The organism is Ruegeria sp. CF1 (assembly GCF_056537445.1).
The window spans coordinates 519,851-539,005 of sequence record NZ_JBQFRN010000002.1; the positions used below are offsets into that span (position 1 = coordinate 519,851).

General features: G+C 57.3%; 19 protein-coding genes and 1 tRNA gene. 14 read left to right on the forward strand and 6 right to left on the reverse strand.

What is annotated here, in order from left to right; genetic code table 11:
* Positions 1-42: 42 nt before the first annotated feature.
* Genes ACRZ96_RS07665 through ACRZ96_RS07680 form a run of 4 tightly spaced genes read left to right on the forward strand, consistent with a single transcriptional unit; the run spans position 43 to position 3,979 of the window.
* Positions 43-525 (forward strand): tripartite tricarboxylate transporter TctB family protein, encoded by a 483-nt coding sequence (locus tag ACRZ96_RS07665; protein ID WP_170391822.1) that lies wholly within the window; start codon positions 43-45, stop codon positions 523-525.
* A 1-nt stretch (position 526) separates the two neighbouring features.
* A complete protein-coding gene (locus ACRZ96_RS07670; RefSeq protein WP_480771978.1) occupies positions 527-2,038 on the forward strand; it encodes a tripartite tricarboxylate transporter permease in 1,512 nt (503 codons plus the stop codon).
* Positions 2,028-3,215, forward strand: a complete 1,188-nt coding sequence (locus ACRZ96_RS07675) for a CaiB/BaiF CoA transferase family protein (protein ID WP_480814365.1) — start codon at positions 2,028-2,030, stop codon at positions 3,213-3,215. The genes ACRZ96_RS07670 and ACRZ96_RS07675 overlap by 11 nt, the downstream gene beginning before the upstream one ends.
* A complete protein-coding gene (locus ACRZ96_RS07680; RefSeq protein WP_170420960.1) occupies positions 3,212-3,979 on the forward strand; it encodes a citryl-CoA lyase in 768 nt (255 codons plus the stop codon). Before ACRZ96_RS07675 ends, ACRZ96_RS07680 begins: the two co-directional genes overlap by 4 nt.
* 263 nt (positions 3,980-4,242) lie before the next feature.
* On the opposite strand, the gene ACRZ96_RS07685 is transcribed toward ACRZ96_RS07680, so the two are convergent.
* Positions 4,243-4,316, reverse strand: a tRNA-Cys gene (locus tag ACRZ96_RS07685).
* Between the two features lie 225 nt (positions 4,317-4,541).
* Between ACRZ96_RS07685 and ACRZ96_RS07690 the strand changes: the two genes are divergently transcribed.
* The 3 genes from ACRZ96_RS07690 (at position 4,542) to ACRZ96_RS07700 (ending at position 7,520) form a co-directional block, all read left to right on the forward strand.
* Complete coding sequence (locus ACRZ96_RS07690; RefSeq protein ID WP_480814366.1) at positions 4,542-5,195, forward strand: protein-L-isoaspartate O-methyltransferase family protein; 654 nt, start codon at positions 4,542-4,544, stop codon at positions 5,193-5,195.
* A 95-nt stretch (positions 5,196-5,290) separates the two neighbouring features.
* A complete protein-coding gene (locus tag ACRZ96_RS07695) occupies positions 5,291-6,709 on the forward strand; it encodes a TolC family outer membrane protein (RefSeq protein WP_170391809.1) in 1,419 nt (472 codons plus the stop codon).
* A gap of 73 nt (positions 6,710-6,782) precedes the next feature.
* Positions 6,783-7,520 (forward strand): hypothetical protein, encoded by a 738-nt coding sequence (locus ACRZ96_RS07700; RefSeq protein ID WP_480814367.1) that lies wholly within the window; start codon positions 6,783-6,785, stop codon positions 7,518-7,520.
* A 3-nt stretch (positions 7,521-7,523) separates the two neighbouring features.
* On the opposite strand, the gene ACRZ96_RS07705 is transcribed toward ACRZ96_RS07700, so the two are convergent.
* Complete coding sequence (locus ACRZ96_RS07705) at positions 7,524-8,981, reverse strand: cobyric acid synthase (protein WP_480814368.1); 1,458 nt, start codon at positions 8,979-8,981, stop codon at positions 7,524-7,526.
* 60 nt (positions 8,982-9,041) lie between these two features.
* On the opposite strand from ACRZ96_RS07705, the gene ACRZ96_RS07710 reads away from it, so the two are divergent.
* On the forward strand, positions 9,042-9,611 hold the full coding sequence (locus ACRZ96_RS07710; RefSeq protein ID WP_480814369.1) for a cobalamin biosynthesis protein CobQ: 570 nt from the start codon (positions 9,042-9,044) through the stop codon (positions 9,609-9,611).
* Positions 9,612-9,684: 73 nt separating this feature from the next.
* Here the strand turns inward: ACRZ96_RS07710 and ACRZ96_RS07715 are convergent, their stop codons facing one another.
* A complete protein-coding gene (locus tag ACRZ96_RS07715) occupies positions 9,685-10,005 on the reverse strand; it encodes a DUF6280 family protein (protein ID WP_008757056.1) in 321 nt (106 codons plus the stop codon).
* Positions 10,006-10,224: 219 nt separating this feature from the next.
* Here ACRZ96_RS07715 and efp point away from each other — a divergent pair, with 219 nt between their 5' ends.
* Complete coding sequence (gene efp / locus ACRZ96_RS07720; RefSeq protein WP_170391801.1) at positions 10,225-10,788, forward strand: elongation factor P; 564 nt, start codon at positions 10,225-10,227, stop codon at positions 10,786-10,788.
* A gap of 44 nt (positions 10,789-10,832) precedes the next feature.
* Here efp and ACRZ96_RS07725 read toward each other — a convergent pair whose 3' ends face one another.
* Together ACRZ96_RS07725 and ygfZ are read right to left on the reverse strand one after the other, a co-directional pair.
* Positions 10,833-11,768, reverse strand: a complete 936-nt coding sequence (locus ACRZ96_RS07725) for an ABC transporter transmembrane domain-containing protein (RefSeq protein WP_480814370.1) — start codon at positions 11,766-11,768, stop codon at positions 10,833-10,835.
* Positions 11,769-11,874: 106 nt separating this feature from the next.
* Positions 11,875-12,612: a CAF17-like 4Fe-4S cluster assembly/insertion protein YgfZ gene (gene ygfZ / locus ACRZ96_RS07730; RefSeq protein WP_480706613.1), complete on the reverse strand. Its 738-nt coding sequence runs from the start codon at positions 12,610-12,612 to the stop codon at positions 11,875-11,877.
* A gap of 73 nt (positions 12,613-12,685) precedes the next feature.
* On the opposite strand from ygfZ, the gene ACRZ96_RS07735 reads away from it, so the two are divergent.
* Positions 12,686-13,360: a TIGR04283 family arsenosugar biosynthesis glycosyltransferase gene (locus ACRZ96_RS07735; protein WP_480706611.1), complete on the forward strand. Its 675-nt coding sequence runs from the start codon at positions 12,686-12,688 to the stop codon at positions 13,358-13,360.
* Between the two features lie 844 nt (positions 13,361-14,204).
* Here the strand turns inward: ACRZ96_RS07735 and ACRZ96_RS07740 are convergent.
* Complete coding sequence (locus tag ACRZ96_RS07740) at positions 14,205-15,101, reverse strand: MurR/RpiR family transcriptional regulator (RefSeq protein WP_480459644.1); 897 nt, start codon at positions 15,099-15,101, stop codon at positions 14,205-14,207.
* 95 nt (positions 15,102-15,196) lie between these two features.
* On the opposite strand from ACRZ96_RS07740, the gene ACRZ96_RS07745 reads away from it, so the two are divergent.
* From ACRZ96_RS07745 to ACRZ96_RS07760, 4 genes are read left to right on the forward strand one after another with little or no spacing between them, the layout of a single operon-like run.
* Positions 15,197-15,988 (forward strand): N-formylglutamate amidohydrolase, encoded by a 792-nt coding sequence (locus ACRZ96_RS07745; protein WP_170594904.1) that lies wholly within the window; start codon positions 15,197-15,199, stop codon positions 15,986-15,988.
* Positions 15,985-16,569: a TRAP transporter small permease subunit gene (locus ACRZ96_RS07750; RefSeq protein ID WP_170420973.1), complete on the forward strand. Its 585-nt coding sequence runs from the start codon at positions 15,985-15,987 to the stop codon at positions 16,567-16,569. The genes ACRZ96_RS07745 and ACRZ96_RS07750 overlap by 4 nt, the downstream gene beginning before the upstream one ends.
* Positions 16,566-17,885: a TRAP transporter large permease gene (locus tag ACRZ96_RS07755; protein ID WP_170391787.1), complete on the forward strand. Its 1,320-nt coding sequence runs from the start codon at positions 16,566-16,568 to the stop codon at positions 17,883-17,885. The genes ACRZ96_RS07750 and ACRZ96_RS07755 overlap by 4 nt, the downstream gene beginning before the upstream one ends.
* 51 nt (positions 17,886-17,936) lie before the next feature.
* Positions 17,937-18,971 (forward strand): TRAP transporter substrate-binding protein, encoded by a 1,035-nt coding sequence (locus tag ACRZ96_RS07760; protein ID WP_170391784.1) that lies wholly within the window; start codon positions 17,937-17,939, stop codon positions 18,969-18,971.
* Positions 18,972-19,155 lie beyond the last annotated feature (184 nt).

The window sequence follows — 19,155 nt, forward strand, 5'->3', positions numbered from 1 at the left end:
CCGCTCTGCCTCAACCAACAATAAATCAAAGGAGGGGGAAACATGGCGCTGGATCGCTGGATCGCGCTCGTTTTGCTGGGCATATGCCTGACATATGGCTACACCGCCTGGTTCACGATGGATGGCAGTCTGCCCCCCTTCATGCAGCGCAACCCCATTTGGCCGAGCACCTTTCCCAAGGTGCTGTCGATTTTGGGGATAATTGCCACAACGATTATTCTGCTGGGATTTGAAAAGGCTGAGCCCAAAGAGGCTGATATCGATTATCGGAGGCTGGGCGAATATCACTTGGGCCAGGCGCTGCTGTTGCTGGCTTTGATGGTTGCCTATGCGCTGTGCCTACGTCCGGTTGGATTTCTGATCTCGACATCCGGGTTCCTGATCCTCGGTTCTTTCATTCTGGGCGAACGCAAATGGCACGTCATGCTGCCGGTTGCCATAATCGCTACAGGTTCAGTCTGGTACCTCGTGCAAGAGGTTCTTGGCATCTACATGCGACCCTTGCCGGGCGTTTTCGGAGGCTGACATGCTTGAAGGATTGTTGATCGGCCTACAAACGGCATTCTCCATCCAAAACTTGTTGATGGTCATAGCGGGCTGTCTGATTGGTACATTCATCGGCATGCTGCCCGGTCTTGGGCCGATGTCGATCATCGCCATCATGATTCCGGTCGCCATTTCGATGGGCGATCCGTCCGCCGCACTGATCCTGCTTGCCGGTGTCTACTACGGCGCGATCTTTGGTGGCTCGACATCTTCCATTCTTCTGAACGCGCCGGGGGTCGCGGGAACCGTGGCCTCAAGCTTCGACGGCTATCCGATGGCTCGTCAGGGCAAAGCCGGGAAGGCGCTCACAGTTGCCGCTATCGCCAGTTTCGCCGGGGGTACGATAGGCGCGCTGCTGCTGATGGTCTTTGCGCCTGCATTATCCTCGGTCGCACTGCTGTTCCACTCGGCTGAGTACTTTGCCTTGATGGTAGTGGGTCTGTCCGCCATCGCCGCTTTTGCGGGAACCGGGCAGGTGGCCAAGGCAATTGTCATGACTATTCTCGGGCTGATCATGGCCACCGTCGGCGAGGGCGCGCTGTTCAACTTGCCGCGTTTCACGATGGGGATCATGGATCTGCAGTCCGGCTTTGGTTTCATCACGCTTGCAATGGCGATGTTTGCCCTGCCCGAAGCGCTGTTTCTGGTTCTCAAACCCAAGGACCTGCAAGGCGATGAAGGCGAAATCAAGGACCTGCGCATCACAGGATCCGAGGCAAGGGCCATCGCTCCGGTGGTTGGTCGCCAATCTGTGCAGGGTTTCTTTATCGGTGTGCTTCCGGGGGCAGGGGCAACGATTGCCAGTTTCCTTGGCTATGCGGTTGAACGCAATATTGCCCCGAAAGAAGAGCAGGAGGAGTTCGGCAAAGGCTCGATCAAAGGTCTGGCAGCACCCGAGACAGCTAACAATGCTGCCTGTACCGGTTCCTTTGTTCCGTTGCTGACGCTCGGCATTCCAGGTTCCGGAACTACGGCCATCTTGTTGGGCGCACTGATCGCGCTGAATGTGACACCGGGTCCGCGCCTGATGATCGACGAGCCTCAGGTGTTCTGGGCTGTCATCATGTCGATGTTCATTGGCAATCTGGTGCTGCTGATCCTGAACCTACCGTTGATCCCCTATATCGCCAAGGTGCTTGCAGTACCGCGCAACTATCTGATTCCGTTCATTTTGTTCTTCACCCTCATGGGGGCCTATATCGGGCAGAACAATGCCACGGAACTGCTGATATTGGTCGGCTTCGGCGTCTGCGCCACGGCACTGAAATTTGCCGATTACCCTCTGGCACCACTGCTGATCGGTTTCATCCTTGGTGGCATGATGGAGGATAACTTCGCCCGTTCCATGCAGCTGTATGACGGCATCGCCTTTATCTGGGAACGTCCGATGACGCTGGGCCTGTTGGTGATTGCCCTCCTTCTGGTGCTGTTGCCCAGTTACCGCGCACGTCGCGCCAAGGCGCGAGCAGCAGGCGTGGCCGATGGCGACTGAGCCACTTTCAGGCATCCGGGTTCTTGACCTGACTAATGTCCTGGCCGGGCCGTATTGTTGCTACCAACTGGCCCTGATGGGGGCCGAAGTGATCAAGGTCGAACGCCCCGGCAGCGGAGATCTGGCCCGTGTGCTGGGGGCGGATCCTGATCGGAACAAGGCCGGCATGGGCATCAGCTTTCTGGCGCAGAATGCAGACAAGAAATCCGTGACTTTGGATATGAAGGCTGATCGGGGAAAGGCTCTGCTCAAGCGGCTGGTCAAGACTGCCGATGTGCTGGTCGAGAACTTCCGGCCCGGCGTGATGGACCGGCTTGGGCTGGGGTATCAGGTTCTGCGCGCCGAGAACCCCAGACTGATTTATTGTGCCATCAGCGGGTTTGGTCAGGATGGACCACGCCGGGACGACCCGGCCTATGACCAGATCGTGCAGGGGATCAGCGGTGTCATGTCAATCACAGGTGCGTCGGATACCGCACCTTACCGGGTTGGCTATCCTCTGGCAGATACCGTCGGCGGGATGACGGCGGCCTTTGCCATAAGCGCGGCCTTGAATGCCAGCCCGCGCGGGGCATTCCTTGATGTCGCAATGAGCGAGGCGGTGGTTTCGACCATGGGGTGGGTGGTGTCCAACTATCTGGTCGGTGGCGTGACTCCTGCGCCGCATGGGAACGAAAACACAACGTCGGCCCCGTCCGGAACTTTCGCCACATCCGACAACCCTATAAATATCGCCGCCAATCGCGACGAACAATGGCATGCGCTCGCCCAACATCTGGGCCGCGCCGACCTTTTGACGCATCCGGACTACCTAACCCGCGAGGATCGCAAGACCAACCGGCATGAATTGCGCCAAGAACTGGAACGCACGCTTTCCACCCGTCCAGCCAGTGATTGGGTCCAAGAGTTGAATGCGTTGGGTGTACCGGCCGGGCCGGTTATGACGGTGCCGCAGGCTTTGTCCGACGATCAACTCTCAGGGCGCGGGCTGATTGGAACTCTGTCGGCGCACGGAGAGAGTTTACGCCTTGCGGGCAGCCCAGTGGTCATTGATGGCGCACGCCGCATGCCACGATCCGCACCACCGGATCTTGGGGCCGACAACCTCTCGATTTGGGCCGAGCTTGGACTGTCGGACGCAGAGATCGAAACGTTGCGACATGAGAGGGTGATATGAGCGATGTTGCTGATTGGTGGCGCACCGCTATCATCGATATGGAGCCCGGACGCATTGAACTGCGTGGCCAGCCGATTCAAGACCTGATCGGCAATCTGGGTTTCGCTGAAATGATCTGGTTGATGGTGCGGGGTGACAGACCGACACCTGCGCAGGCTCGATTGTTCGAGGCCGCTTTGGTCGCCGCCGTGGATCACGGCCCGCAAGCCCCCTCGATCGCGGCTGCACGAATGGCGGTGACCTGCGGGCTGTCTCTTAACAACGCGATGGCGAGTGCTGTTAACATGCTGGGTGACATCCATGGTGGTGCCGGCGAGCAGGCGATGGAGCTTTATCACTTTGTAGACGCCCATGCCGAAGGCCCAGAACAGGCATTGGACGACTGGATCGCCGAACGCGGGAAGATACTCCCGGGTTTCGGGCATCGGTTCCATACACCGACGGACCCGCGTGCACCCCGGCTGATGGCCCTGGTCGCTGATGCGGTCGAACAGGACGCCTGCGAGGGTCGGTTCATGAAAGTCGGGCAAGCCGTGGAAACCGACCTGATGCGCCGGAAAGGCAAGCCGGTGCCGATGAATATCGATGGTGTCACGGCAGTGATCTATGCAGAGCTAGGCTTTGCCCCTCCATTGGCACGGGGTTTGTTTTGCCTTTCGCGGTCGGTCGGTATTCTGGCCCATGCCTGGGAGCAGACCCAGCAAGGCGGACGTAACAAAGGTCCTACACCGCCCCACTATCGCTGGACTTATCTAGGCGATTGAAGTTGAGGTATGCCGCCTGTCGTTCCTCATGGCTTCGGATTCCTCTTATCCAGATTCTGAAACATAGCGACATAGTTTGTGGCTAGAGCCTTCGCCTTACGGCCGACACCGTCCAGAACTGCGTAGGACAGGAGCCGGGGAATTTGGGTGAAGTGCCTTCGCAGCTGGCGCAGGTAGGACTGGCGTAGCGTGTTGTCGTTTTCCAGGAAAATGCGCACAAGGCGGACAACGTAATCGCCCTAAGTCAAGGATCTAGAGTGAATTGGAGGCGAGTACCGGAATCGAACCGGTGTACACGGATTTGCAATCCGCTGCGTCACCACTCCGCCAACTCGCCTTTTTAAGCAATATCAATAACTTGCCGTGGTGTGAGGGGCGTTCTATCAGCTTTCAGGATGAACGTCCATAGCCTTGAGGGCGATTATTTCTGTCTTGTTTGGAAATTTGACAATACCCCAATGGTACGTTTTTGCCGCGCCCGGAAATGCAATCTGGCCCGTTGCTGCAGGCAGGCGGATGTGGCAAAAGCCAGATAACAGTCTGATAAGGAATGAGCGATCACATGACAGATTTCGCAGCCCGGCGCCTTACGATGGTTGATACTCAGGTCAGGCCCTCGGATGTGACCAAGTTCCCTATCATTGATGCGATGCTGAGCGTTGCGCGCGAAAATTTCGTGCCGGATGCGCAACGTGAGGCAGCCTATGTTGGTGATCTGGTCGAGTTGGGTGATGGACGTTGTCTGCTTGAGCCCAGGACGCTGGCTAAGATGTTGGACGCAGTCAACATTTCCAATGATGAAGTGGTGCTGGATATCGCTCCGGGGCTGGGTTACTCAACCGCAATTGCCGCGCGAATGGCAGAGTTGGTTGTGGCCGTGGAATCCGACCCGGCATTGGCAGCTGAAGCTCAGACGCTTCTGATGGAAGCTGACGTAGACAACGCTATTGTTCATGAAGGACCGCTTGAACAAGGCGCGGTTGAGCATGGACCCTACGATGTGGTCATGATTCAGGGTGGGGTCGAGCAGCTTTCAGACACTTTGCTGGATCAACTCAAGGATGGGGGCCGGATCATTTGCCTGTTCATGGAGGGTGATCTTGGCACGGTTCGTATGGGTCTCAAGTCCTCAGGCCGTGTCTCGTGGCGATTTGCATTCAATGCTAGCGCACCGATTTTGCCCGCATTTTGCGCTGAGTGTGCATTTTCGCTATAGTTGGCAATAGAAGTATTTTGATGCCTTGATTACTTGAAAACACCGGCGCAAACTGCGCTGGTGGTTGCGTAATTTCGATTTGAGAGGACTTAGTTATGCGCGGGACGACGACAGGAAAGCTGGTCAAAGGCCTGACTTTGGCTGCTGGTGTTGCATTAAGTGTGATGCCCGGAAGGTCGGTTTGGGCAGATAATCTGACCGATGCATTCATCGGCGCGTATAACACCAGCGGCCTGCTTGAGCAGAACCGTGCCTTGTTACGCGCAGCGGATGAAGATGTCGCCATTGCGCTCTCAGCGCTGCGTCCGATCATCAACTGGACCGTGCGGGTGAGCCGGGATTACACGCGCACCAATACGAGCAGCTTGATCACGACGCGCGAACCCTCGAGCTTTTTTTCCGGTCTCACGCTGAGCCAGTTGATCTATGACGGTGGCGCTTCCATCCTTGGCAAGCAATCGGCGCAGGAAACTGTGCTATCCACCCGTCAGTCTCTTATTGATATTGAACAACAAATCCTGATCAGAGCCGCGAACGCCTATCTGGGTGTTCTGCTGCAGGAAGAGACGGTTGCGATCCGCCAGAACAACGTGGAAGTGTCGGCGGAAGAACTGCGCGCATCGCAGGATCGCTTTGAAGTAGGTGAGGTTACACGTACCGACGTTGCCCTGTCCGAGGCACAATTGGCCAGCTCTCAGGCTGATTTGGCGGTCGCACGTGGTAACCTGAGCATTGCTCAGGCTGAATACGTAAACGCCGTTGGCAAGACACCTGGGCGGACGGCTGGTCAGCCAAGGCTGCCCAACCTGCCGCGTTCAGAGGCGGATGCGGTGAATTTGGCTCAGCGGAACCACCCTGCGATTCTTTCCGCACAGCATCAGGTGCGTGCGCTGGACCTGATCGTGCAGCAGCAGCGTGCAAATCTGGGTCCGAATGTCAGCCTGAATGCGGATGCGGGCATTACCGAGAGCTACGACAATGACGATTACATCAACGATGCGACGATCTCACTGAACTTCAATCAGCCGATCTATTCCGGTGGCGGTCTGGCGGCAGCGGTGCGTCGTGCGATGGCAACTCGTGATGCGTCGCGTGCCAACCTTCTGAACGTTCAGAAAGACATCACACAAGGTGTTGCCGATCGCTATGCTGCGTTTCAGGCGGCAACTGCAAGCCTGCGGGCGTCAACAGAACGGGTTCGTGCTTCGCAGGTGGCGTTTGACGGTATTCGTGAAGAAGCAACGTTGGGTGCACGGACGACCTTGGACGTCCTGAATGCCCAGCAGGATTTGCTGGACGCGCAATTGGCCGAGGTAGCATCCCGGACCGAGCGGTCGCGGGCTGCATATGAACTGCTGCAAGCCCAGGGGCTGTTGACGGCAGAGCGTTTGGGTCTTGCAGTGCAGATCTATGATCCGACCCTGTATTACAACCTCGTGAAAAAGGCGCCGTCGCAGGTCAGTAAGCAAAGCCGCGATCTGGATCGAGTGCTCAAGGCATTGCGCCGCGACTAAAGGGCATCGCTACCTGTTGTGGCGCTGGCTCAGATTGGCTACAATCGGGCCTAGGTTAGAGCGGTAGAAAATAATGTCAGATCGTGTTGTAAGCGCCAATATTCAGGACGTTCTTTCGTCGGTTAAGCGAATGGTCGACGAGGACGCGCATGACGAATCAGAATTCATATTTGTTCCGACGGCCCCGGCTGCCAAGCCGGGCCGGTTGGTTTTAACGGATGCGCTGCGCGTCAGCAATGAACCGCTGATCGCCAAGAAGGCCGCGCCCTTGAAACTGATGCCCCAGCATAGCGCGGGTGACAGTACCCCAAAGCAGGCCGCAAATGCGCCAAGCAACCCTGCCGAACCGATGCGGCTGCAACCCAGCGATATTGTGCGCGCTGGTGATGTCGACGCCAAGGCAGACGCACCAAAGCGCGACCTAGCGGGAAGCCTCAGCGCCAAGATTGAAGCTTTGGAAGCTGCTATCGCGCGCACCGAGGATCAGTGGGAGCCCGATGGCGAGAGCGATGACGACTACTCTGGCACCAAGACGCAGGCTGTTGAATGGCCGGCAGACAGAGCTTTTGCTCAGTCTCAGGCGGCTGAACCAAAATCCGAAGCCACATTTATTCGCGACCCGGAGGTGGTGGAAGATATGGCACAGAAGCCGACCGATGCGACAATCGGAGAAGAGGAATTGCGCGAACTCGTCGCCCAGATCGTCCGGGAAGAGCTGCAGGGCGCGCTGGGCGAACGGATCACGAAAAACCTGCGCAAGATGGTTCGGCGTGAGATCACGCGGGCGATCGCCGCAGCGGATATTGACTGAGGCTTAACTGGTGCGTGGCGTCTGCGCCATCGCGAGAAGCAGATCCAGATCCATATGCTGTTCCAGATGGTCGGCAAGGTCGTCCAGCACTTGTTCGACGCCGTCTTCATAAGCTGTTTCCGATGTCACGCCCAGCTTTGCCAGATAGCTGGCGCGAAACGTGTCCGAGGTGAAAATCCCATGCAGATAGCTGCCGCGTATGCGCCCATTGGCGCTGGCGGCACCTTCCGGGCGACCTTCGATCTGCAGCCAGGCCCGAGCGCAATCCGAGCCATCAGTACGGCCCATGTGGATCTCATATCCGCTGACGGGTTCATGACCTGGCAGGGCGGTTGCTGAGCGCAGGATAACCTGCTTTTCTCCGGCCATTGTGGTGCTGACATCCAGCAATCCCAACCCTTCGACCTGACCGGGGCGTCCATCGACGCCATCGGGGTCCGAGATGGTTTTACCAAGCATCTGATAACCCCCGCACAGGCCCAGAACATGACCCCCGCGGCGGACATGGGCATAAAGGTCGATATCCCAACCCTGCGCCCGGAAATAGGCCAGATCGCCGATTGTAGACTTACTGCCCGGCAACAGCACCAGATCGGCATCTCCGGGCAGGGGGCGGCCTGCTGAGATGATCTCGACCGTAACGCCCGGTTCGGCGGAAAGCGGGTCGAGATCGTCGAAATTGGCCATCCGCTCAAGCTGAGGCACAGCGATCTTGCATGCCCCCCCGGTATGAGAGCGAATGTCCATCATATCTTCTGCCGGCAGCTTCCATGCGTCATGGAACCAGGGCACCACGCCCATACAGGGCCAGCCGGTCCGGGATGCGATATCGTCGCGACCTTCATCGAACAGGGAGACATCGCCCTTGAAGCGGTTAATCGCAAAGCCCCGGATCATCGCAAGGTCCCCGGCCTCCAAGACGGCTTGCGTCCCCACGATCTGAGCGATCACGCCACCCCGATGAATGTCGCCCACCAGAACCACCGGAACCTGTGCGGCACAGGCAAATCCCATATTGGCGATGTCACCCTTGCGCAGATTAGTTTCTGCCGGACTACCCGCGCCTTCGATCAACACCAGATCAGCGTCGCTGCAAAGCCTTTCAAAGCTTTCCAGAGCCGCCCCCAGCAGTTTAGACTTGTCCTTGCGATAATCGCCCGCCTTCATTGTACCTGCGCGCTGGCCCTGAAGAATGATCTGCGCGCCGGTATCAGTTTCGGGTTTGAGCAGGATTGGGTTCATATCCGTATGCGTCGGTCGTTTGGCCGCCCGCGCCTGCAGGGCTTGCGCGCGCCCGATTTCGCCGCCGTTTTCCGTAACAGCGGCGTTGTTCGACATGTTCTGCGGCTTGAACGGAGCCACGCGCAACCCGCGTCGCGAATAGGCGCGGGCCAACCCGGCCACCAAAACCGATTTGCCGACATTGCTGCCGGTGCCTTGAATCATGATGGACCGCGCCATGGCCTGTCTCCTATGCTCGGGCGCAGATGACCTGATTTAAGGCCAAAGGAAAAGCCCCATATGAATACGCCTGCGCATCTTTTGATCGGTGCTGCTGTTTTTGCGCGCCCGGCCCGGGGCGCGACGCTATGGGCAGCTCTGTTTGGGTCCTTGTTGCCGGATTTGTCGCTATATTTGATGGCCGGCGTTTCGCTGCACATTCTGAACATCCCGGCACAGGTGGTGTTTGATCAGCTTTACTTTTCACCCGCGTGGCAAACCGTATTCGCCATCGATAACTCGTTCATTTTGTGGGGAGTGGCACTTGCACTCGGGCTGTGGCGCGGCTGGCACCTGCTGACTATTGGCGCATCCGCAGGGATACTTCATTTGGTGATGGATTTCTTATTGCACGCAGGCGATGGCCGACCACAGTTCTGGCCGATCAGTTCATGGGTCTTTCACAGTCCGATCAGCTATTGGGGCAGCACACATCATGCGGCTTGGATCGCGCCGATCTCAGTGACGATTTGCATTGCCGCCTATGTGGTGCTTTGGCAGCGCGGCCTGTCGGTTTCGGCAAAACTGTTCTTTGCGCTGTTACTGGCGGCCGAGCTTTGGGTGGCGTGGCAATGGATCATGTATTTTTGATCTGAACAATCAGCCCATAGAAAAACGCGCCCCGATGTCAGGGCGCGTTTTTTCAATCGGATGCGGGGAACAATCAGGCAGCTTCGGCCTGCTGAGCCGCATTCCGGCGTTCGCTTTCTTCGCGGGACAGGGCGACAGACGTCCGTACGCCGCGACCAACAAATTCCATCAGCCCGCCTACAACCCGCTCATTGGGGTCGATGCCGGCGCACGATAGTACTTCGCGCCCATCGCGCGAACGCGCCCAACGGGCAATTTGTTCCGGTCCGTTGCCATACTTCTTGTCGTCGGCGATGGCATCATCCAAAGCAGCCAGTACAACGGCTGCGAAAAGTTTGCGTGCACGATTGCCTTGTTCGTTGTTAAAGGCAGTGCCGTCAACGAAATCTCTCATCTCGTCTTTCCTGTTTTTCTTGCTCTTGCAATTTTCGGCGTGACGGTCCTTATGACCTATTACATGCGATTCGGATACACCTAAAATGCATAGTTGCGTTGCGTCATTTGCATGGCTCGCTGCAGGTGCAGCACTAGGTTTCGTTGTCTTGTCAGGTGTGGTCACGCCAGATATAGGGACCAGAACTGACGCATCAACCGTTTGTGAAGGATTTAAGTCATGCCCAAGATAAATGGGAACGAAATTCGCCCCGGCAATGTGCTTGAGCATAATGACGGACTGTGGGCGGCGGTCAAAGTGGATCACGTAAAGCCCGGCAAAGGCGGAGCTTTTGCCCAGGTCGAGCTGCGCAACCTGCGCAATGGCTCAAAGCTGAACGAACGCTTCCGTTCGGCCGACAAGGTCGAACGCGTGCGCCTTGAGCAGAAGGATCAGCAGTTCCTGTACGAATCCGATGGCATGCTGGTGTTCATGGACTCCGAGACCTACGAGCAGATCGAACTGCCTTCGGAACTGCTGGGTGAGCGCCGCCCGTTTCTGCAGGACGGCATGACTATCGTTGTGGAGTTTTATGAAAGCGAGGCGCTGAACGCCACGCTGCCCCAAAAAGTGACCTGCAAGATCGTCGAGACCGAGCCGGTTGTGAAGGGTCAGACTGCGGCGAACTCGTTTAAGCCAGCGGTTCTGGACAATGGCGTCAAGGTCATGGTGCCGCCTTTTATCGGGCAGGATGAGATGATCGTAGTGAATACCGAGACCATGGAATATTCCGAACGCGCGTAAGCGGACGATAGTTCGGTGCAAAAGGGTCGCTCTGCGGCCCTTTTTTAGGTCCGAATGCGATAGCGCTCGGGATGATCTCCAAACAGCTCCAGCATCAGTTCGTACTTGATGCGATTGGCGCTGACCTGTCGGTAGAACGCGATCAAGAAAGCGGTCGGGCCTTGAATGCGTCCGAGACCGCTTATCGCGGCCACGACGGTGCCGACATCGGTTTTACCCTGCAACACTAGCCAGCCGCCCAGCATCAGAATCCCAACAGTCCCTGCGCCGTTGATGACACTCAGCAGAAACTTGGCCGAGAGTTTCCAGATGAACATCTTGCGGCGGGTCTCAAATATCTCGTCGAACTGTTTCTCAATCGCTCGCGATGCCGCCTCAATATCCTCGTGCGTCAAGCGGTCGGTCGCGCTGCGCAGGATTCGAACACGCTCGGCCACGAAGATGTTCACTTTTCGCTGAGAGGCCAGAACGATAATGATCTGCGGAACGATCATGGAAAGTGCAATCAAGCCCAACCCCGGTTGGGTGGAAGAGATGTAGCCGATTACGCTGATCAATGTGCCGATTTGCACCACGGGGTCAGAAAATGCACCGCCTGCGAACTTGCCCAGCTCTTCCGCCTCAGCGGATACGGCCGTTGTCATCGTGCCCGAACGAAGGTCTTGCCCCTCTTCGCTGAGATCGATTGATCGGGCAAGCAACCGTCCCCGGATCAGTCGGATGATGTCCTCGCCCAGCGTTCCAGAGCGATACCCGAGCACCCATTTCAACGTAAGGCTCAACAGGATGACGCCCATCATCCCGGCGCCCACCAACAGCAGGCGATCCACTTCGATGCTATCAGATGTCAGGTGATTGACGATGTCGCGCTGGAACTCAAGCGGAGCAGCCGCCAGCGCAGCCACCGCCAATGACAGCAGAATAAGGATGATTTGCCGTCCGGCGCTGACACGCCATATCGCGGTATAGAGGCGAAACATGCACGTATCCCGTTAGGCCAATTGCAGTCAGTGATACCGCGCGGCCCGGCAGCGTCAAATACGCAAACGGTTTCAAAAGAATGGGCGTGCCGGTTCAGCAACAAAATCAACCTGGCAGTTTTAGCGTCGCGCCACCCGCCTGCATGTCGTCCCCCGCGCGATCCAGCCGAAGGTATGCGATCGCCTTTCCGCCAGACTGTGTAAACAACACCCCGGCGGGTTTACCACTGGAGTGAATCTCGGCCCCGACCGGAGCGGTGCCCGCGATCTCGACAACGCGCAGACCTTTGCGCAACTCAGTCTTGTGCTTCATGCGCGCGGTGACCTCTTGTCCGACATAGCAGCCCTTCTTGAAGTCCAAGCCATTCAGCGCCTCGAACCCGGACTCAAGAATATAGCTGTCTGGCGTCAGTTCGATGCTGGTTTCGGGGATACAGTGACGGACGCGGATAGCATCCCAGTCCGTACCGTCATCACCTTCCGGAGCGGTAGAATAAGCGCGCCATCCCAGATCAGGATGCCGTGGGTCGGGTAGGGCGCCCTCGGGCGCGGGGCCGGTGCCGCGTTGTACGTTCAGGTCGGTCTGGTCGATGGTCACATCTGCACGCAGCTTGTACATCGTCAGTCGTTTGGCAAGCCCGTCGGCCAGCACATCGGCCACATCCAGCAGCACCGACTCACCGTCTCGTTTGAGAAAGAAGTCAGCCAGGTACTTGCCCTGCGGGGTCAGAAGGGCGGCGTAGACCAGCCCGTCGTCCAGCCGCTGCACGTCATTTGTGATCAGCCCCTGCAGAAAGCTATCAGTATCGTTGCCGGTCAGGCGCAGAATGCGGCGATTGGACATGGGTTGATCCTCGTCAATTCGTCTGGCTTCGTGATATAGGAAATCGCGCCGCCATGACCAGAGGGTTTCAGACGTGTCCGCCCCGATCAGCATTGTGATTCCAACCCTTAACGCGGGGCATTCCCTGCCGGGAACGCTACAGGCTTTGATGGAAGGGCTTCATTCAGGCCTGATCCGAGAGTTAATCGTGACCGATGGCGGCTCAGAGGATCCAACACTTGTGATGGCGGATGAAGCCGGAGCCATGATCGTAACAGGCCCGGCGTCAAGGGGAGGGCAGTTGCAAAGGGGGTGTGCCAAAGCATCTGGCGACTGGCTGCTGATCCTGCATGCCGACACCGAGTTGCAGTCAGGCTGGAGCGCCATCGTGGCAGAGCATCTGCGTTCGCACAGGCCAGCAGCCTTCCGATTGCGGTTTCGCGTCAGCGGGATTGGTGCCCGCTGGGTCGCTGGTTGGGCCAACCTGCGTAGCAGAGTGTTTGGTTTGCCCTACGGCGATCAGGGGCTGTTGGTACGCCGCAGGGATTATGACTCTGTCGGAGGATTCCCAGATCAGCCACTGATGGAAGATGTCGCCTTGATCCGCGTGTTGCCGCGCCCGGTGCTGTTGAAAGCGGACGCGGTTACGAGTGCGGAACGCTATATCCGTCAGGGTTGGTTTCGGCGGGGCGCGCGGAACCTTTGGACTCTGGCGCGGTACTTTCTGGGGGCTGATCCGCATCTGCTGGCGCAGTCGTATCGGCGTTGAAAGCTGTGCGTAGCTCAACGATGGATTTGCCCAGACGGAACGGTGCAGCAAAGCTTACCAGACATAGGGCAATGATCTGCAGTACCAAAATATGCGCATTCGCCTGCAGATATTCCCATTCATCCTTGAGCTTGCCGACCTGTTCGATCAGATCGTCATAGCTTTGGGCCAGGATCAGATAATCACCGGCAATCGCAGGCACCTTGCGCCGCATGTTGTCAATAGCGGTTTGTGTATCATCGTCCAGAGATGTGAAGACGAGAAATTGATCGATGCTGAAGGCATCCGCTTTCGCTGCCATCTCGCGGGCCTCATCCATGTCATCACTCGACGTGCGGCCGAATAGAAAATGCAGGCCTTGAAGCGGGGCTACTTCGTTCGTGACCGCGATGAACAACGGTAAATCGGCATTGCTTGCGGTTGAGGCGGACAGAAACTCTACCTTTTCGCACAAAACAGCTGTATCCGGGTCGTAAGCGGGGTCACAGAACCTCAGCCGAAACCGCGCGGCATCACGGTCGAATGCAAGCGTGGCGGCATAAGCAACGTCGATCTGCCGGTCCAGCCGCGAACTGTCCGAGGTGTAAAGACCGGCCAACACGGCGACCAGTGCACCGATCCCACCCAATACGACCCAGACCAGATCCGCCAGTTTCCATGCCCGATGCCCTGCAGGTTTGCGGAAAAGAAATCCTGTGCCAAACAGGCCGATCATAAAGGCCAGTATCAGCAGAGGTAATTGGTTTTCAGCGATGAATGTCATACGCCGGAGTGTACGGTCTGCGCAGCGTCTGACAACAGGGCTCACGCGCAGTTGTACCTTATGAAACGTCGCTACCTGACGTCAGGACCCCGAGCTTTGGCCGAACTTGCGAAACAGCTTCGTCCGGTCAAAGGCCTGCTCTAACTCGTCCGTGCGCTGCTTGACACTGTCCCAGAGACGTTCCTGCATTTCGGCAATGGCGCATTCCAATAGCACCATTAGCGAAGTCATGGAATCCCATGCCGAAGGCACTGCGATCCTTACCGCAAAGGTGTGTTTCGCCAGCCGGTGGATGGGGGATCGCCATTGATCCGTCAGCAGGACAACCTCGGCCCCGCGCTCATGGCAAAGCTGCCCGATCAACAAAGTAGTGTTCTCATAACGCCGCACATCCAAGGCCACCAGCACATCGCCTTCGCGCACTTCGAGCAGATCGTGAGTCCACGACGCTGCATCTGACAGCAGCTTCACATCAGGACGGATCATCTGCAGGTGGAGGTAGAGATATTGCGCCAGGGTCCCGGTTATGCGTCCGCCGGTTATGAAAACACGCCGTTTGGGATCGCAAAGCATACGGCAGAAACTGTCAAACTCATCCGGGTCGACCTCATCAATCGAACGCCGCTGGTTCTCAAGCGCTTGGCGGGAGTAGCGGTTGAGAATGTGTTCTTCAGGCAAGTCATTCTGCCAGACATCCCGTTTGGCGACGGGCCCCGAGATCATCTCTTTCACTTCGCTGCGTATCGCGGACTGAAACTGCGGATAGCCATCAAAGCCGGTTTTCTGAAGCATCCGCGCAACCGTGGCGGTGGAAACCGAGGCGATACTGGCCAGCTCGGTTATGCTGCCAAGCCCTGCCATGGGGTAATCATCCAGCAGCACGTTGACCAACTGCCGCTCGGTCGGTGTCATCATTTCGCGATGCGCAAGGAGCCTTTCTGTCACTCGCACGGAATACTCCTTTCCCTTTCTACCCATGTTTATGTGGAAAATTTGACAATGCAATCTGACTTGGGGAATTTTATACAGGAAATTTATTGACAGGTTAAGAACCTCTGTGGAATTTTTTCCAAATGGAATCACGTAGCGCCACTCTCACCTCTGCTCAGCTTGATTTCGGTCCTGTCGTTCACATCGACGACGCGCCGGAAGAGCCTTCGGTTGTGGTGGTGTGCGAACACGCCTCGCATCGTATCCCGGACGGACTGGGGGATATGGGGCTAAGTGCCGAGGCACTGCGCAGCCATATCGCGTGGGACCCGGGCGCGCTGCCGGTTGCTCAGGCACTGGCCCAGCAGTTGAACGGCGTGCTGGTGCATGGTGGGGTGTCGCGGCTGGTTTATGACTGCAACCGCCCTCCCGAAGCCCCCGATGCTATGCCGGAATGCAGTGAAGACACACCGATCCCGGCGAACCTTGAACTGAGCGCCAATGCGCGTCAGCAGCGGATCGAAGGCGTATATGTGCCGTTTTGCCAAGGGCTAGAGGATGTTCTGATCCGTCATCACCGCACGCTAAAACTCATGGTGACGGTTCATAGTTTCACGCCGATATACCGCGGAAAGCCGCGCGATGTTGAGCTTGGTTTGCTGCATGGCCAGGACGCCCGCTTTGCCAAGGCGATGTTGGCCAGCGCCGCGCACGAGCTGCCCCTGGTTACTCGATTGAACGAACCCTATTCGGCGGCAGACGGGGTGGCGCACACTTTGGATCTTCACGCAGCGCCCAACGGATTGTTGAACGTCATGATCGAGATCCGGAATGATCTGATTCAGACAGCCGAGCAGCAGCGGGTCATGGCCGATTGTCTGGCCCCGTGGATCAATCGTACCATTGCTCCGTTCTGTAGCGGGGTGGGCGAATGATCAAGGCAATGTCAGCATATGTGCGTGTAGTCGATGCGGTGAACTACCGGATCGGGCGGGTCATGATGTGGGGCCTGTTCGTGATGATGGGTATCCTGCTGTGGTCCTCGATCTCGAAGACCTTCTTTCTGCCTTCGCTCTGGACGCTAGAAATGGCGCAGTTTGCGATGGTGACTTATTACATCATGGGGGGGCCGTATTCGATCCAACTGGGTTCGAACGTGCGAATGGATCTGTTTTACCATAATTGGAGCCATCGCCGGAAAGCCTGGTTCGATGCCTTCACGGTGCTGCTGCTGATCCTTTATCTGGGTGTACTGTTCTACGGTGGGCTTGGATCCACGGCGTACAGCCTGGGCTATTGGGGTGATGAGCCTGTCGCCTATTTCACAGGCCTTCTGACCGGCAGCGAAGAGGTCGGACGGCTTGAACGATCCTCCACCGCGTGGCGGCCATACATCTGGCCGGTCAAGGCGATCATGGTCTTCGGCTTCTTCCTGATGCTGCTGCAGGCGATATCAGAATTTTTCAAAGACATTGCGCGGATCAACGGGCAAGAGATCGGGGCAGCGCGGGCATGAGCCAGGAATTTATCGCAATCTTCATGTTCGCTTCGATGATGCTGATGCTGTTCACCGGGCAGCGCGTCTTTGGTGCCATTGGTGCCGTCGCAGCCATTGCGGCACTGGCGCTCTGGGGGACAGGCGGGCAGGACATTCCGTTTTCGGCGGCGATGAAGCTGATGAAATGGTACCCGCTGCTGACCCTGCCGATGTTCATCTTCATGGGCTATGTCCTGAGCGAAAGTCGTCTGGCCGATGACCTCTATCGCATGTTCCACGTCTGGATGGGGCCGGTGAACGGTGGGCTTGCCATCGGCACTATCGGTCTGATGGTGCTGGTCTCGGCCATGAACGGGCTTAGCGTGGCAGGTATGGCCATCGGGGCGACGATTGCACTGCCTGAACTGCTGCGGCGCGGATACGACAAGACCATGGTGACGGGGGTCATTCAGGCCGGGTCGAGCTTGGGCATCCTTGTGCCGCCCTCGGTAGTTCTGGTGCTTTATGCCATGATCGCGCGGCAACCCGTCGGTCAACTTTGGCTGGCAGGCATTGTGCCGGGGCTGCTGATGGCGTCTTTGTTCATCCTCTACATCTGGATTCGTTGCCGGCTTCAACCGCATCTGGGACCAGCGATGGAAGACGCGCACGAGGTCCCAAGGTCCGAGAAACTCCGTCTGCTCTGGGCCGGGGCACTGCCATTGATGATTTTCGCTGCGATGATGCTGCCGTTCGTGAATGGTTGGACCTCATTGGTAGAAAGTTCGGCCATCGGAGCGTTGGCGGCGCTTGTGGCGTCTGTCCTCAAACGTCGGATGACGTGGAAGATTTTCGAGGACTGTACCAAGCAAACCTTGGCCATCTCGTGCATGTTCATGTGGATCATCCTTGCGGCGCTGGGCTTCGGCGCGGTGTTTGACGGGCTGGGCGCGGTCAAGGCCATCGAGAACCTGTTCACCGAGCAGTTGGGGCTGTCACCGTGGCTGATCCTGATCCTGATGCAGCTCAGCTTTATCATCATGGGCACGTTCCTGGACGACACCGCAATGCTCGTCATCGTGGCGCCGCTCTATGTGCCGCTCGTGGGGGCGCTTGGCTTCGATCTGATCTGGTACGGTGTACTTTACACCATCACCACCCAGATCGCGTATATGACGCCGCCTTTCGGCTACAACCTGTTCCTGATGCGCGCAATGGCTCCGCCAGAAATCAGCCTGCGCGACATCTACCGCTCAATCGTGCCCTTTGTCGGGGTGATGATCCTGGCGCTCGCAATAATCATGATATTCCCCGAGATCGCCTTGTGGCTGCCCGGGTATGTTTACGGAAATTAACCAGAAGGCCCGACACACGGGCACCCAAACTTAAACGGAGAGGAAATTGACATGACGACAAGACGTAAGTTTCTGAAAACTGCGGGGGTAGGGGTTGCGGCGGCACCTTTGGCAACGCCTGCACTGGCGCAAAGCACGATCACATGGCGGATGCAGACATATGCCGGTCCTGCACTGGCCGAGCATGTGATCGACCCGGCTATTAAGATGTTCAACCAGATCGCCGGTGACCGTATGCAGATCGAGCTATTCTACGCCGATCAACTGGTCCCGACCGGAGAGCTGTTCCGCGCTATGCAGAAGGGAACCATCGACGCGGTTCAATCGGATGATGACTCGATGGCCTCGCCCACCGAAGTCACTGTTTTCGGCGGCTACTTCCCGTTCGCTTCGCGCTATTCGCTGGACGTACCGGTGCTGTTCAACCAGTGGGGCTTGAACGAAATCTGGGACGAAGAGTATTCGAAGGTTGGCGTTAAACACATCAGCGCCGGCGCGTGGGATCCGTGTCACTTTGCGACCAAGGATCCGATCAATTCGCTGGAGGATATGAAGGGCAAACGCATCTTCACCTTCCCGACAGCAGGCCGGTTCCTCAGCCAGTTTGGCGTGGTACCCGTCACACTGCCGTGGGAAGACATCGAAGTTGCAGTTCAAACCGGCGAGTTGGACGGTATTGCCTGGTCGGGCATCACCGAAGACTACACCGTGGGTTGGGCGGATGTGACTAACTACTTCCTAACCAACAACATTTCGGGGGCCTGGGCCGGCCACTTCTTTGCCAATATGGATCGCTGGAACGAGCTACCGGAAGATCTGCAAACTCTGTTCAAGGTCTGCTGTGACCAGTCGCACTACTACCGCCAGTGGTGGTATTGGGGCGGCGAGGCCAACCTGCGGGTTAACGGCACCAAGATGCAATTGACGACCATCCCGGACGAAGAGTGGGCAACGGTGGAAGAGGCTGCGGTGAAATTCTGGGATGAAATTGCTGCGGAATCCGAGACCAAGGCAAAGGTCGTGGATATCTTCAAGCGCTACAACGCCGAAATGCTCAAGGCCGGGCGGCCCTATCGTTACGGATAAAATACTTGACCGGCCCGTTCTTTCGCGGGCCGGTCGTTACAGGGACAAAGAATTTTCGTCGAAAATTCTCGCATATCACAGAGGTATTGCATGCTGACATTTGAGCATTTGAAGGCTGAGGTTTCGTCTGGCGAGATTGATACGGTATTGGTTTGTCTGGTTGACATGCAGGGCCGTTTGATGG